This window comes from Streptomyces sp. NPDC088733, from assembly GCF_044751185.1.
GTDB lineage: Bacteria > Actinomycetota > Actinomycetes > Streptomycetales > Streptomycetaceae > Actinacidiphila.
The window spans coordinates 58,875-72,669 of record NZ_JBIVLH010000032.1; the positions used below are offsets into that span (position 1 = coordinate 58,875).

At 71.8% G+C, this 13,795-nt stretch carries 13 protein-coding genes; 4 read left to right on the plus strand and 9 right to left on the minus strand.

The features are described from left to right. Positions 1–110 precede the first annotated feature (110 nt). The 3 genes from ACIP64_RS37090 to ACIP64_RS37100 all read left to right on the plus strand — a co-directional run bounded on the left by ACIP64_RS37090 (position 111) and on the right by ACIP64_RS37100 (position 3,250). The gene (locus ACIP64_RS37090) at positions 111–1,361 is read left to right on the plus strand and encodes an outer membrane lipoprotein carrier protein LolA (RefSeq protein ID WP_401595999.1); all 1,251 of its coding nucleotides are present in this window, start codon (positions 111–113) and stop codon (positions 1,359–1,361) included. A gap of 64 nt (positions 1,362–1,425) precedes the next feature. Beyond that, entirely contained in the window at positions 1,426–2,391 is a 966-nt protein-coding gene (locus ACIP64_RS37095; protein ID WP_401596001.1) for an ABC transporter ATP-binding protein, read from the plus strand. After that, complete coding sequence (locus ACIP64_RS37100) at positions 2,378–3,250, plus strand: ABC transporter permease (protein WP_401596004.1); 873 nt, start codon at positions 2,378–2,380, stop codon at positions 3,248–3,250. The genes ACIP64_RS37095 and ACIP64_RS37100 overlap by 14 nt, the downstream gene beginning before the upstream one ends. A 21-nt stretch (positions 3,251–3,271) precedes the next feature. On the opposite strand, the gene ACIP64_RS37105 is transcribed toward ACIP64_RS37100, so the two are convergent. The 4 genes from ACIP64_RS37105 to ACIP64_RS37120 form a co-directional block, all read right to left on the minus strand. Beyond that, on the minus strand, positions 3,272–3,829 hold the full coding sequence (locus ACIP64_RS37105; RefSeq protein ID WP_401596006.1) for a flavodoxin family protein: 558 nt from the start codon (positions 3,827–3,829) through the stop codon (positions 3,272–3,274). Positions 3,830–3,967: 138 nt separating this feature from the next. After that, complete coding sequence (locus tag ACIP64_RS37110) at positions 3,968–4,417, minus strand: VOC family protein (RefSeq protein ID WP_401596008.1); 450 nt, start codon at positions 4,415–4,417, stop codon at positions 3,968–3,970. Between the two features lie 126 nt (positions 4,418–4,543). Then, positions 4,544–5,488 (minus strand): EamA family transporter RarD, encoded by a 945-nt coding sequence (gene rarD / locus ACIP64_RS37115; RefSeq protein ID WP_401596011.1) that lies wholly within the window; start codon positions 5,486–5,488, stop codon positions 4,544–4,546. 209 nt (positions 5,489–5,697) lie between these two features. After that, positions 5,698–6,555 carry an SDR family oxidoreductase gene (locus ACIP64_RS37120; protein ID WP_401596014.1) on the minus strand — a complete coding sequence of 286 codons (858 nt, stop codon included), beginning with the start codon at positions 6,553–6,555 and terminating at the stop codon, positions 5,698–5,700. Positions 6,556–6,661: 106 nt separating this feature from the next. On the opposite strand from ACIP64_RS37120, the gene ACIP64_RS37125 reads away from it, so the two are divergent. Beyond that, on the plus strand, positions 6,662–7,054 hold the full coding sequence (locus ACIP64_RS37125) for a winged helix-turn-helix transcriptional regulator (RefSeq protein WP_401596017.1): 393 nt from the start codon (positions 6,662–6,664) through the stop codon (positions 7,052–7,054). A 40-nt stretch (positions 7,055–7,094) separates the two neighbouring features. Here the strand turns inward: ACIP64_RS37125 and ACIP64_RS37130 are convergent, their stop codons facing one another. The 5 genes from ACIP64_RS37130 to ACIP64_RS37150 form a co-directional block, all read right to left on the minus strand. After that, positions 7,095–8,189: a 2-oxoacid:ferredoxin oxidoreductase subunit beta gene (locus ACIP64_RS37130; RefSeq protein ID WP_401596020.1), complete on the minus strand. Its 1,095-nt coding sequence runs from the start codon at positions 8,187–8,189 to the stop codon at positions 7,095–7,097. Continuing rightward, a complete protein-coding gene (locus ACIP64_RS37135) occupies positions 8,182–10,107 on the minus strand; it encodes a 2-oxoacid:acceptor oxidoreductase subunit alpha (protein WP_401596022.1) in 1,926 nt (641 codons plus the stop codon). The genes ACIP64_RS37130 and ACIP64_RS37135 overlap by 8 nt, the downstream gene beginning before the upstream one ends. 208 nt (positions 10,108–10,315) lie before the next feature. Beyond that, positions 10,316–10,975 carry a response regulator transcription factor gene (locus ACIP64_RS37140; protein WP_360902967.1) on the minus strand — a complete coding sequence of 220 codons (660 nt, stop codon included), beginning with the start codon at positions 10,973–10,975 and terminating at the stop codon, positions 10,316–10,318. A gap of 122 nt (positions 10,976–11,097) precedes the next feature. Next, positions 11,098–12,417 carry a sensor histidine kinase gene (locus ACIP64_RS37145; RefSeq protein ID WP_401596075.1) on the minus strand — a complete coding sequence of 440 codons (1,320 nt, stop codon included), beginning with the start codon at positions 12,415–12,417 and terminating at the stop codon, positions 11,098–11,100. 162 nt (positions 12,418–12,579) lie between these two features. Then, a complete protein-coding gene (locus tag ACIP64_RS37150) occupies positions 12,580–13,740 on the minus strand; it encodes a sensor histidine kinase (RefSeq protein ID WP_401596025.1) in 1,161 nt (386 codons plus the stop codon). Positions 13,741–13,795: the final 55 nt, after the last annotated feature.

Here is a 13,795-nt window from a genome sequence, read left to right on the forward strand (position 1 = left end):
GAAGCACCCACCACACGGCGGATCGGGTGACAATGGCCCAATAGGTGGACGAGTGCGACCGAGTGCGACGCTGACGACAACCCGCCGTTGACAACGGAGGTAGGGACGTAATGGCACCGACTCAGCCCATGGACGACGACCGGGACCGCCGGCGCCGGACCAAGGCGATACGTTACGCGGTTCCGGTCCTGGCGGCCGGTGCCGCCGCGGCCACCATAGGGCTCGTACCGGCGCTGGCCAGCGCGGGCAGCCCGGAGCTGCCGAAGATCACCGCCGAGGAGCTGATCGCCAAGATCGCGGCCTCGGACACCCAAACGGTCTCCGGCTCCGTCCGGATCACGACCGATTTCGGGCTCCCGTCCTTCCTGTCCGGATCCGGCGGCCCGTCCGGCCTCTTCGGCGGCGGTGGACGGGACGAGAGCCGCGGTGGGGACCCTTCTTCCTCCGCCGCACCCGAGGAGCAGCTGACGCAGCTCCTCGCCGGCTCCCACACGCTGCACATCGCGGCCGACGGTCCCGCCCGGCAGAAGGTCTCCATCGTGGAGGACGCCGCCGAGTACAGCCTCATCCACAACGGTGACGAGGTCTGGGCCTACGACAGCGCCACCAACTCCGCCTACCACCTGACCGATGTGCCGCAGGAGTCCGGCGCCGCCAAGGACAAGGGCGAGCACAAGCTGCCCGAGGGCTGGCCCACGAGCCTGCAGCAGGCGGCCAAGCAGCTCCTCGACGCGGTGGACGGCACCACCACCGTGTCGGTGGACGGCACGGCGCGTGTCGCGGGCCGCAGCGCCTACCAGCTCGTGGTCACGCCCAAGGCCAAGGACTCGACGGTCGGCTCCGTCCGGATCGCCGTCGACTCCGCGACCGGCGTGCCCCTGAAGTTCACGCTGGCCCCCCACGGCGGCGGCAAGGCCATCGTCGATGTCGCCTTCACCAAGGTGGACTTCGCCAAGCCCTCGGCCGCCACCTTCGAGTTCACCCCGCCCAAGGGCGCCAAGGTGACGACGGAGAAGGCGGGCGAGCACGCCGCGGACGGCGCGCACGGCACCCACCCGGCGCCCGGTGAGCTCTCCGGGCTCGACGGCATCGGCGTGCTCGGCAAGGGCTGGGACTCGATCGCCGAGCTCCAGCTGCCGAAGGACGCCCTGAACCAGGGCCCCGGCAAGGCCGAGGGCCAGGACCTCGGGGGCCCGTCGCTGCTCGGCTCCTTCGGCAAGGACGTCAAGGGCGACTTCGGCACCGGCACGGTCGTCGGCACCCGCCTGGTCAACGCCCTGATCACCGACAGCGGCAAGGTCTACGTGGGCACCGTGAACCAGGACGCCCTGATCAGGGCCGCCAACGCCGGGGCCCGGTAGGGCCCTTGCGGCCGACGGGCCGACGCGACGGGGCACGAGCAGGTCAGCGAGAAAGGGAGCGCCGATGGGGGAGCCGTCCGCCGACGCCCGTGAGGAAGCGATCTCCACGAGCGGCCTCACCAAGCGGTACCGCGGCGGGCAACTCGCCGTCGACGGACTCGACCTGACCGTTCCGCGGGGCAGTGTGTTCGGCTTCCTGGGGCCCAACGGCTCCGGTAAGACGACCACCATCCGCATGCTGATGGGTCTCATCGAGCCGACCTCCGGCACGGCGCGGGTCCTGGGCGAGCCCATGCCCCGCGCCGTGCGCGGCGTGCTGCCCCGGGTCGGCGCGCTGATCGAGGGCCCCGCCCTGTACGGCTTCCTGTCCGGCCGGGACAACCTGCTGCGCTTTGACTCCGCCGACCCGACCGCCGACCCGCGCACCCGCAAGGCCCGGGTCGGCGAGGCGCTCGAACGCGTCGGGCTGTCCGCGGCGGCGGGCAAGAAGGCACGCGCGTACTCGCTCGGCATGAAGCAGCGGCTCGGACTGGCCTCGGCCCTGCTGCGGCCGCGCGAGCTGCTGGTGCTGGACGAACCGACCAACGGCCTGGACCCGCAGGGCATGCGGGAGATCAGGGCGCTGGTCCGCGAACTGGCGGCGGACGGCACCACGGTCTTCCTCTCCTCCCATCTCCTCGACGAGATCGAACAGGTCTGCACGCACGCCGCCGTGATGTCCCGCGGCCGGCTGCTCACCCAGGGCCCGGTCGAGGCACTGTCCTCCGGCGGCCGGCTGGTGGTCAGCACGCCCGACCCCGCCGACGCCGTACGCGTCCTGAAGGAGCAGGGCGTGACCGGCCTGGCCGCCGACGGTGAACGGGTCACCGGCGACCTGCCGGCCGACCCGGCAGCGCTGCCGGATCTCGCCGACCTCAACGCGGCACTCGTCGGGGCCGGCGTACGGGTACGCGGCTTCGGCGTCGAACGCGCCTCACTGGAGGACGCGTTCGTCGCCCTGACCGGAGAGGGATTCGATGTCGCAGGCTGACACCGCCACCGGGCCCGCGGGGCGGCCGCTGTGGTCGCTCGGGCTGCTCCGCAACGAGCTGGTCACCGTGCTGCGCCGCTGGCGCACCCTCGCGCTGCTGGCGGTCCTCGCCGGGGTACCGGTCCTGATCGGCATCGCGGTGAAGATCGAGACCGGCGACGGCGGCAGCGCGGGCGGCGGAGGCGGCGGCCCCGCCTTCATCGCGCTGATCACCAACAACGGCCTGTTCCTGGTCTTCACCTCACTCGCGGCGACACTGCCCTTCTTCCTCCCGATGGCGATCGGGGTCGTCGCGGGCGACGCCATCGCCGGCGAGGCCAATGCGGGCACCCTGCGCTACCTGCTGGTCGCCCCGGCCGGGCGCACCCGGCTCCTGTTGTCCAAATACGCCTCCGTTCTCGCCTTCTGCCTGCTGGCGACCCTTGTCGTGGCGGCCTCGGCGCTGATCACCGGCGCGCTGCTGTTCCCCCTCGGCGATGTGACGCTGCTGTCCGGCACCAGCATCTCCTTCTCCGAGGGCCTGCTGCGCGCGCTGCTGGTCGCCCTCGCCGTAGCCGCCTCGCTCACGGGGATCGCGGCCCTCGGCCTGTTCATCTCCACGCTCACCAGCAGCGGCATCGCCGCCATGGCGACCACCGTCGGTCTGCTGATCACCGTGCAGATCGTGGATACGATCCCCCAGCTGCACACGATCCAGCCCTACCTCTTCCCGCACTACTGGCTGAGCTTCGCCGACCTCGTCCGCGACCCGGTCTACTGGGACGACCTCCGCCGCAACTTCGAGCTCCAGGCCCTGTACGTCGCGGTGTTCGGCTCCGCGGCCTGGGCCCGTTTCGCCGCCCGCGACGTCACCGCCTGACGCGGCGGACGGCCCGGGGCGTCACGCGAAGAAGGATTTCGCCCGGCTCAGCGCCGCGGTGTCCCGCAGCACGTCCCCCGGTCGCGTCCCGTTGCCGAGCAGCGCTCCGCCCCAGCGCATCCCCGCGTACGCGGCGGTGTGGCGCAGCGTGCCCACCAGGGGCGCCGCCGTCGCCGGGTCCTGACCGCCGTGCACGGTCACCGACCACAGGGTCTTGCCGCGCATCCGCTCCAGGAAGTCCAGGCCCGGTACGCGCATCCAGCCCGACCAGTGGTCGAGATAGAGCTTGACGCTGGTCGACACGGTGTACCAGTGCAGCGGTGACACGATCACCAGGTCCGTCGCGCGCAAGGTGGCGTCGAGCAGTTCCGCGGCGTGCCCGGTCGGCGCCGGGTAGCTCCCGTCCCCGTCGTGCCGGTGGTCCTCGAAGAGCGGGAGCGGCAGATCCCTCAGGTGCATCCACCGCCGGTCCACCGAGGCAGGCAGTTGCTCGGCGGCCCGCCGCGCCAGCGTCTCGGTGTTCCCCTCGGCGCGAGTGCTGCCCACCAGGAACAGGAACGTGCGCTCTGTCTCCGACAACCCGTCATCTCCTTGCGCGTGCATAAATTGCGTACGCATGAAGACTTTTCCATTGCGGCCGTCCCGTCGTCAAGGCGGGCTGCTCACGCCGTCCGTCCGCCCGGGACCGCGCCGGCCGCCCGGCCGCTCGGTCGCCCGTTACGCGACGTCGAACTCGTTGCCCTCCGGGTCGGCCATCGTGACCCACTCCCCGGAGGGCTCCTTTATCCGCCGCAGCACGGTCGCTCCCAGCCCCTCCAGCCGCACGACCTCCGCGTCCCTGCGGTCCGGCCCGGGGTGCAGGTCGAGGTGCAGCCGGTTCTTCGCCGTCTTGGCCTCGGGCACGCGCTGGAAGAGGATGCGCCGCCCCCGGCCCGTGCCGCTCTCCTCCTCGTACGGGTCCTCGGGGTGGCGCACCGCCGCGAGATCGCGCCAGGCCTTCCGGCCGCCGGTCTCGGCCAGGAGCTCCGGCGTCACCGCGCCGATCCCCAGCAGCCGCTCGATGAGCGCGCTGTGGTCCTCGTTCTCGTACTCGAGCGCCGCCGCCCAGAAAGCGGCCTGCCCGTGCGGGTCCGCCGCGTCGATCACGAGCTTCCAGTGCACCGCCATGATTCGCTCCCCTGTTCGATGTGGAACCAGTTGTATGGGTTCCCCGTCGGGGCGCGCAATGGGACCGGACCCTCATTCACCCGAAGGTGTTGTGCACCGCTACCGGCGATGCGGCGGCGGTGCGGCTCAGCTCGCGACCGCCCCGCGCGGCGCGGCCTCGTCGGCCGGTACGGCAGTGTCGCGCAGCGCGATCCGCCCCCGGCGGGCGTTGCGCAGCGCGTCCCAGGTGAGCAGGGCGAGGGCCAGCCACACGAGGGCGAAGCCCGCCCAGCGCTCGGGCGGCATCTCCTCGTGGAACCAGAGCAGGCCGAGCAGGAACTGGAAGACCGGAGCGAGGTACTGCAGGAGGCCGATCATGCTCAGCGGGATGCGGATCGCGGACGCGCCGAAGAGGATCAGCGGCACGGCGGTCACGATCCCGCAGAGCGCCAGCAGGGAGGCGTGGCCCGCCCCGTGCGAGCCGAAGGTGGCCTCGCCCCGGTTGCCCAGCCAGAGGAGGAAGCCCATCGCGGGCACGAACTGCATGGCGGTCTCGGCGGCCAGCGACTCCAGGCCGCCCATGCCCACCTTCTTCTTCACGAAGCCGTACGTGGCGAAGGAGCAGGCCAGTGTCAGCGCGATCCACGGCAGCCGGCCGTAGCCGATGGCCAGCACCAGCACGGCCGCGGCGCCGATGCCCACCGCGGCCCACTGCGCCGGCCGCAGCCGCTCGTGCAGCACCACGACGCCGAGCCCGATGGTGACCAGGGGGTTGATGAAGTAGCCGAGCGAGGTCTCGACGACGTGGCCGCTGTTGACGCCCCAGATGTACAGGCCCCAGTTGACGGAGATGACCGCCGCCGCCAGGGCGAGCAGGGCGAGTTTGCGCGGTTGGCGCAGCAGTTCGGGTATCCAGGCCCAGCGGCGCGTCGCGAGCAGGATCAGTGAGACGACGGCCAGCGACCAGACCATGCGGTGGGCGAGGATCTCGCCCGCGCCCGCGGGTTCCAGGAGCGGCCAGTAGAGCGGGAAGAGTCCCCACAGGCCGTAGGCGGCGAATCCGTACAGCAGTCCCGCGCGCTGTTCACTCACTCGATTCCTCCCCTGGGCGCCGTCCGACTGTTGCGAAGGTAGCGCGGGGGGACTTCATTCGTCATCTGCGTATCGCATGACGGTCATGACAGGCAGATGTCGTGCCGGTGCGGGTGCCGGTGGTGCCGGTGGTGCCTACGGGGCGTGGGCCCCGCGGCCGGAGGGGAAGCCGCCGCGGGGCCCGCCGGTACCGCCGGTTCAGCCCTCCGTCAGCCCTTGAGCGCCTCCGCGACGGTGTCCGCCAGCGGAGTGGTCGGGCGGCCGATCAGCCGGCTCAGGTCGCCGCTGCCGCCCTCCAGCAGGCCGAGGGCGATGCCGTGCGCGTCGCAGTCGGCGTAGATCGCGGCGACGGGGGCGGGCAGGCCGGCGCCGACGAGGACCTCCGCGAACGCCGCCTCCGGCAGGTCGGTGTAGGCGACCGTCCGGCCGGACTGCCGGGACAGCTCGGCCGCGTACTCCGCGAGCGTCCAGGCGTGGTCGCCGCTGAGCTCGTAGGCCTGGTTCTCGTGGCCCTCGCCGGTCAGGACCGCGGCCGCCGCGGCGGCGAAGTCGCGGCGCGGCGCGGTGCCCAGCCGGCCCTCGCCCGCGCTGCCGAAGACGCCGTGCTCCAGCTGGACGGGGATCTGGGCGGTGTAGTTCTCGGTGTACCAGCCGTTGCGCAGCAGGGTGTACGTCAGCCCGGAGTCGAGCAGCACCCGCTCGGTGGCCTTGTGCTCGTCGCCGAGCGTGAAGTCGGCGGCCGGGCCGCCCAGGATGCCGGTGTAGACCAGGCGCGCGACGCCCGCCTCCTTGGCGGCGTCGATCACGGCGGTGTGCTGCGCGACCCGCTGCCCGACCTCGCTGCCGGAGATCAGCAGGACGACGTCGCCCTCCTGGAAGGCGCCCTTGAGGGTGGCGGGGGCGCTGTAGTCGGCGACCCGCAGCTCCACGCCGCGCGCGGCGATGTCCGAGGCCTTCTCCGTGTCGCGCACGACGGCGACGACCCCGTCGGCCGGGACCTCGGCCAGCAGCTCGTCGATGACGAGACGGCCCAGGTGTCCGGTGGCTCCGGTGACGACGATGCTCATGAGGGGTTCACTCCAGTCGGGCGGGTTCATTGCGTGCGAATGCGAAGCTCACCCTAGGTGGGGTACTAACTCAGCGAAAGTACCCACTTCTGGGTAAGGTAGTGGCATGGACGTAAGGGAAGAGCTCGCAGCCGTAGTGGGGACGCCGGACGTGAATGCCCGCACCTGCCCCTCGCGCGTGATCCTGGAGCACGTCACCAGCAGGTGGGGCGTCCTCGTGCTGGCCGCGCTGATCGACGGCACCCGGCGCTTCAGCGAGCTGCGGCGCACGGTCGGGGGCGTCAGCGAGAAGATGCTCGCGCAGACCCTTCAGACCCTGGAGCGCGACGGCTTCGTGCACCGCGAGGCGTACCCGGTGATCCCGCCGCGCGTCGAGTACACGCTCACCCCGCTCGGCCAGGAGGCCGCCGAACAGGTGTGGGGGCTGGCCCGGTGGGCGGAGAGCCGCACCGAGCAGGTCGCGGTGGCCCGCGAGGCATACGACGGGGCCCGGGCCTGATCGACAGGCCCGGGCCCCGGAGTGGAGCGGGGACGGCGTGTCAGCCGACGACCGTCCAGGTGTCGCCGCCGGCCAGCAGCGAGGACAGGTCGCCCTTGCCCCGCTGCTCGACGGACCGTTCCAGTTGCTCCGACATCAGGTCGTCGTAGACCGGCCTGACAACGCTGCGGAGCACGCCGATCGGCGTGTGGTGCAGTGTGTCGGGGTCCGCGAGCCGGGACAGGGCGAAGGCGGTGGTGGGCGAGGCCGCGTGCGCGTCGTGCACCAGGAGGTCGCCCTCATTGGCCTCGGTCACCTCGACCACCTTCAGGTCCCCGGTGGCCCTGTCGCGCACGACGCCCTTGGCGCCCCCGGCGCCGAAGCGCACCGGCTGACCGTGCTCCAGCCGGATCACCGCCTCCTCGGCCGTGGCCCGGTCCTTGAGCGCCTCGAAGGCGCCGTCGTTGAAGATGTTGCAGTTCTGGTAGATCTCCACGATCGCGGTGCCCGGGTGCGCCGCCGCCTCGCGCAGCACGCCCGTGAGGTGCTTGCGGTCCGAGTCGATGGTGCGGGCGACGAAGGAGGCCTCCGCGCCGAGCGCCAGCGACACCGGGTTGAAGGGCGCGTCCAGCGAGCCCATCGGCGTCGACTTGGTGATCTTCCCGAGCTCGGACGTCGGGCTGTACTGCCCCTTGGTGAGGCCGTAGATCCGGTTGTTGAAGAGCAGGATCTTCAGGTTCACATTGCGCCGCAGCGCGTGGATCAGGTGGTTGCCGCCGATCGACAGCCCGTCGCCGTCACCGGTGACGACCCACACCGACAGGTCGCGCCGCGAGGCGGCGAGCCCGGTCGCGATGGCCGGGGCGCGGCCGTGGATGGAGTGCATCCCGTAGGTGTTCATGTAGTACGGGAAGCGGGAGGAGCAGCCGATCCCGGAGACGAAGACGATGTTCTCCCTGGCCAGGCCCAGTTCGGGCATGAAGCCCTGTACGGCGGCGAGGATCGCGTAGTCGCCGCACCCGGGGCACCAGCGCACTTCCTGGTCCGACTTGAAGTCCTTCATGGACTGCTTGGTGTCGGACTTGGGCACCAGCGACAGCGCTGACTGCGCCGGCGCCCCCGGTCCCGGATGGTCGACGGCTGGAGCCTCAGACATCTGCGCTCTCCTCCTGGATGGCGGCAGCGAGCTGCTCGGCCTTGAACGGCAGGCCGGTGACCTGGGTGTGGGAGCGGGCGTCGACCAGGTACTTCGCCCGCAGCAGGTGGGCGAGCTGGCCGAGGTTCATCTCCGGCACCACCACCTTGTCGTAACGCTTCAGAACCTCTCCGAGATTCCCCGGGAAGGGGTTCAGATGGCGCAGATGGGCCTGGGCCACCGCGCCCCCTGCGCCCCTGATGCGCCGTACGGCCGCCGTGATCGGCCCGTAGGTCGAGCCCCAGCCGACGACCAGGGTGCGCGCGGCGCCACCGGGGTCGTCCACGGTCACGTCCGGCACCTTGATGCCGTCGATCTTGGCCTGCCGGGTGCGCACCATGTGGTCGTGGTTGGCCGGGTCGTACGAGATGTGGCCCGTGCCGTCCTGCTTCTCGATGCCGCCGATCCGGTGCTCCAGCCCCGGTGTGCCCGGCACCGCCCAGGGGCGGGCCAGGGTTTCCGGGTCGCGCTGGTAGGGCCAGAACTCCTCGGTGCCGTCCTCGGCCACATGGTTGGGGGTGGTGGCGAACTGCACCCGCAGATCCGGCAGTTCGTCCAGCTCGGGCACGCGCCACGGCTCGGAGCCGTTGGCCAGGTAGCCGTCGGAGAGCAGCAGCACCGGCGTCCGGTAGGTGAGCGCGATCCTGGCCGCCTCCATGGCGGCGTCGAAGCAGTCGCCGGGAGTGCTGGGCGCCACGATGGGCACCGGGGCCTCGCCGTTGCGGCCGTACATCGCCTGCAGCAGGTCGGCCTGCTCGGTCTTGGTCGGCAGGCCCGTCGAGGGACCCCCGCGCTGGATGTCGATCACCAGCAGCGGCAGTTCCAGCGACACCGCGAGGCCGATCGTCTCCGACTTCAGGGCCACGCCGGGGCCGGACGTCGTGGTGACGGCCAGCGAGCCGCCGAAGGCCGCGCCGAGCGCCGCGCCGATGCCGGCGATCTCGTCCTCCGCCTGGAAGGTGCGCACGCCGAAGTTCTTGTGCTTGCTCAGCTCGTGCAGGATGTCCGAGGCCGGGGTGATCGGGTACGAGCCCAGGAACAGCGGCAGGTCAGCCTGGCGGCTCGCGGCGACCAGGCCGTAGGACAGCGCCAGGTTCCCCGAGATGTTGCGGTAGGTGCCCGCCGGGAAGGCCTGCTGCGCCGGGGCCACCTCGTAGCTGACGGCGAAGTCCTCGGTGGTCTCGCCGAAGTTCCAGCCCGCGCGGAAGGCGGTCACGTTCGCCTCCGCGAGCTCGGGCTTCTTCGCGAACTTCTTGCGCAGGAAGTCCTCGGTGCCCTCGGTGGGCCGGTGGTACATCCAGGAGAGCAGCCCGAGCGCGAACATGTTCTTGCTGCGCTCCGCCTCCTTGCGGCTGAGCGGGAAGTCCTTGAGCGCCTCCACCGTGAGGGTGGTCAGCGGCACCGGGTGGACCGCGTAGGCCGACAGCGAGTCGTCCTCCAGGGGGGAGGCGGCGTAGCCGACCTTCGTCATCGCACGGGTGGTGAATTCGTCGGTGTTGACGATGATCTCGGCACCGCGCGGCAGATCGCCGATGTTCGCCTTCAGCGCCGCCGGGTTCATCGCGACCAGGACGTTGGGGGCGTCACCCGGGGTGAGGATGTCGTGGTCGGCGAAGTGCAGCTGGAAACTCGAGACGCCCGGCAGGGTGCCTGCCGGCGCCCGGATCTCGGCGGGGAAGTTCGGCAGCGTCGACAGATCGTTGCCGAACGACGCCGTTTCCGAGGTGAACCGATCTCCCGTGAGCTGCATGCCGTCGCCGGAGTCCCCTGCGAAACGGATGACGACCCGGTCGAGTTTCCTGGTCTCCTTGGCCGGTTTCCGCTGCTCGCCCAGAACGGGCTGATCGGTGCCTGACGCGCTGCTGACCTGGCTGGTCACTGAATCGGACCTCCTTCGAGGCGGCGGCACACGGCCGGGGCCGCGACCTTTTGTCCCACGGGGCCATCGTACGTGGGTAAGGGTCGCCTTCCCGGGTGTTCCCACAGGGTGGGACCCGCGTGGGACACGAAGCCCCACGCCCGTGGACGCCTGTCGTCCTCCCCGCAGTTCCGCAGGCCCGCGACCAAATCTGACAATATGTCAGAGGCTACGAGTTCAGGTACGTCAGCACGGCCAGCACACGCCGGTGGTCCCCGACGCTGGGCGCCAGCCCCAGCTTCAGGAAGATGTTGCTGACGTGCTTCTCCACCGCGCCGTCGCTCACCACGAGCTGCTTGGCGATCGCCGAGTTCGTCCGCCCCTCCGCCATCAGCCCCAGGACCTCGCGCTCGCGCGGCGTCAGCCCCGTCAGCACGTCCTGCTTGCGGCTGCGGCCCAGCAGCTGGGCCACCACCTCGGGGTCCAGCGCGGTGCCGCCCCCGGCCACCCGGACCACGGCGTCGACGAACTCCCGGACATCGGCCACCCGGTCCTTGAGCAGGTAGCCGACACCGCGGCTGCTGCCCGCCAGGAGCTCGGTGGCGTACTGCTCCTCCACGTACTGCGACAGGACGAGCACACCCAGCCCCGGGTGGTCGCGGCGCAGGCGCACCGCCGCGCGCACGCCCTCGTCGGTGTGCGTGGGGGGCATCCGCACGTCGGCGACGACGACATCGGGCAGGGCGTCCTCCGCCGCGAGCTCCGCGATCACCTTCAGCAACGCCTCGGCGTCGCCCACTCCCGCCACCACGTCGTGCCCCCGGTCGGTGAGCAGCCGGGTCAGCCCCTCCCGCAGCAGCACCGAGTCCTCGGCGATGACCACGCGCACTCTGTCCTCCACGACTTACGGCCCCCATGTCGACGTCGACGTGTCCCTCCCCAGCATCCCAGTTTCCGGCGGAAGGCACACGGCCTTGCCGCGCCGGGGAGGGCGGGGGGCCGGTTCGTCGCTCAGGTGCGCCAGGGCAGTTCCGCCGCGACGGTCGTCGGGCCGCCGGCCGGGGAGTCCACCGCCAGCACACCGTCCACCGCGCCCAGCCGCTCGGCGAGCCCGGCCAGACCGCTGCCCTTCGCCGTGCTCGCCCCGCCCCTGCCGTTGTCGACGACGTGGATCATCAGCCGGTCGCCGGAGCGCCACAGGTCGACGCTCGCCCGCGAGGCACCACTGTGCTTGCTGATGTTCTGGAGCAGTTCGGAGACGGTGAAGTAGGCGATGCCCTCGATCGCCGGGACCGGGCGGGCCGGCAGGTCCACGCTCACCTGCACGGGCACGGTGCAGCGTGCGGCCACCGAGGACAGGGCCGCGTCCAGGCCGCGGTCGGTGAGGACCGCCGGGTGGATGCCGCGGGCCAGGTCGCGCAGCTCCTGGAGGGCGAGCTTCACCTCGCCGTGCGCCTCCTCGACCATGGTCGCGGCGGCCTCCGGGTCCTCCAGCAGCTTCTCCTTGGCCAGGCCCAGGTCCATGGCCAGGGCCACCAGGCGGGCCTGCGCGCCGTCGTGCAGGTCGCGCTCGATGCGCCGCAGGTCCGCGGCGGCGGTGTCCACGACCACCCCGCGGTCGCTCTCCAGCTCCGTGACCCGGCTCGCCAGCCGGGACGGGCCGAGCAACCCGGAGACCAGCCCCCGGTCGACGTACGCCATGCCGCGGATCAGCCACGGCGTGACCAGCACCAGCAGCAGCCCCACCGCGGAGGTGGCCGCCAGCTCGAAGGGGGAGTCCAGGTACCAGCCGCGGCCGTGCCCGTCCCCGTACAGCTGCAGGCCCGGCTGGTCGGTGTACGCCGGGAAGACCCACCGCCACAGCGGGTAGGTGAGCATGCCCCACCCGTAGGTGAAGAAGGAGATCGCCACGGAGAAGGTGAAGACACCCCACGGGAAGTGCACGAAGCAGTAGAGGACGTGCCGCCAGGACGTGCCGTTGCTGAGCTGGCCGCCCAGCCACGCCAGGAAGCCCTGCCCGGGCTTCCGCCGCGGCCACGCCGGCTCGGCCACGTCCAGGTGCAGGCACTTGCGGGCCCGCTCGCGCTCCACCACGCCGAGGCCGCGGCACCCGGCCAGCGCCACCGCGAGGACCGGCAGGCCCAGGAAGGTCACCAGCAGACCGGCGCCCAGGGACAGCATGGTCACGGCGAAGACGAAGCCGATGATCCCCATCGGCAGGTTGAGCAGCAGATACAGGAGCTCACGCCAGGTGCGCGCCTCGATCGGCGCTCGCAGCGCCGCGGGCAGCCGGTGCTGGTGCTCTCGCGGCTCCGGGAAACCGTATGCCATGGTCACGTCGTTCCTCTCCCTGTGCCTGTGGTGCCCTCGTGCCACTGTTCTGTGCACGCTTCCAGCCTCGCCGCCCGGGACCGCCCGCCCCATGGTGCCGATCGGCCTCTTCCACCTGGGGAAAACCCCACCCCGGCCCTGGGGGCGCCACCGGTCCCGCGGTCAGCCGCGGTCGCGCCAGGGCAGCTCGGCGGTCACCGTCGTGGGGCCGCCCTGAGGGGAGTCGACGACCAGCAGGCCGTCCACGGAGCCCAGCCGCTCGGCGAGCCCGGCCAGACCGCTGCCGCTCGCCGTGCTCGCCCCGCCCCTGCCGTTGTCCCGCACCTGGATCATCAGGCGTCCGTCGGACCGCCACAGCTCCACCGCGGCACGCTCCGCACCACTGTGCTTGCTGATGTTCTGGAGCAGTTCGGAGACGGTGAAGTAGGCGATGCCCTCGATGGCGGGCGCCGGGCGGGCCTGCAGGTCCACGCTCACCTGCACGGGCACGGTGCAGCGTGCGGCCACCGAGGACAGGGCCGCGTCCAGGCCGCGGTCGGTGAGGACCGCCGGGTGGATGCCGCGGGCCAGGTCGCGCAGTTCCTGGAGGGCGAGCTTCACCTCTCCGTGGGCGTCGCCGACCATCCTGGCGGCGGCCTCCGGGTCCTCCAGCAGCTTCTCCTTGGCCAGGCCCAGGTCCATGGCCAGGGCCACCAGGCGGGCCTGCGCGCCGTCGTGCAGGTCGCGCTCGATGCGCCGCAGGTCGGCGGCGGCGGTGTCCACCACGGTGCCCCGGTCCGACTCCAGCTCGGCGATACGGCGCTCCAGCTCGTCCGAGGGCGACAGCAGCCCGCGCACCATCGCCCGGTCCGCGTTCGCCAGCCCCCGCGCGATGAACGGCAGCACAGGCCACGCCACGAACAGCGAGGTCAACGTGATGGCGAAGGTCGCGATGCCCCACGGCAGCCGGGCGAGGAAGTACAGCGCGTGCCGCCACGCCACCGGGTCCTTCAGCGACGTCCACAGCCATGGGAAGAAGCCCATCCGCCCCGGCCGCAGCCGGCGCGGCTCGTCCACCGCCACCCCGAGCAGCCCGCGCGCCCGGATCCGCTCCAGCCACCCCAGCAGCCGGCAGCCGGCCAGGCCCAGCGCCAGCAGCGGCAGGCCGACCACCGTGACCGACAGGCCGATACCCAGGGACAGCACGACGACGACGTAGACGAAGCCCGCGATGTCGACCGCCAGATTCGTCAGGAGGTACGCGATCTCCTTCCACGTCGCCGGGTCGAAGGCCAGCCGCGCCGGCGGGAGCGGGGTGTCCCCGCGCTGGGAGTTGGTGGTCATGGCGCCAAGCCTGCCGGTGGGCGGGGGGTTGCCGCCATGGGGTGCGCCCGCGGGA

Excerpts from the sequence above, each read along its gene's own strand:
- ACIP64_RS37125 (WP_401596017.1), top strand. The coding sequence starts at position 6,662 with ATGGACGTAAGGGAAGAGCTCGCAGCCGTAGTGGGGACGCCGGACGTG.
- ACIP64_RS37095 (WP_401596001.1), top strand. The coding sequence starts at position 1,426 with ATGGGGGAGCCGTCCGCCGACGCCCGTGAGGAAGCGATCTCCACGAGC.
- ACIP64_RS37090 (WP_401595999.1), top strand. The coding sequence starts at position 111 with ATGGCACCGACTCAGCCCATGGACGACGACCGGGACCGCCGGCGCCGG.
- ACIP64_RS37150 (WP_401596025.1), bottom strand. The coding sequence starts at position 13,740 with ATGACCACCAACTCCCAGCGCGGGGACACCCCGCTCCCGCCGGCGCGG.
- ACIP64_RS37130 (WP_401596020.1), bottom strand. The coding sequence starts at position 8,189 with ATGTCTGAGGCTCCAGCCGTCGACCATCCGGGACCGGGGGCGCCGGCG.
- ACIP64_RS37100 (WP_401596004.1), top strand. The coding sequence starts at position 2,378 with ATGTCGCAGGCTGACACCGCCACCGGGCCCGCGGGGCGGCCGCTGTGG.
- ACIP64_RS37110 (WP_401596008.1), bottom strand. The coding sequence starts at position 4,417 with ATGGCGGTGCACTGGAAGCTCGTGATCGACGCGGCGGACCCGCACGGG.
- ACIP64_RS37145 (WP_401596075.1), bottom strand. The coding sequence starts at position 12,417 with ATGGCATACGGTTTCCCGGAGCCGCGAGAGCACCAGCACCGGCTGCCC.
- ACIP64_RS37120 (WP_401596014.1), bottom strand. The coding sequence starts at position 6,555 with ATGAGCATCGTCGTCACCGGAGCCACCGGACACCTGGGCCGTCTCGTC.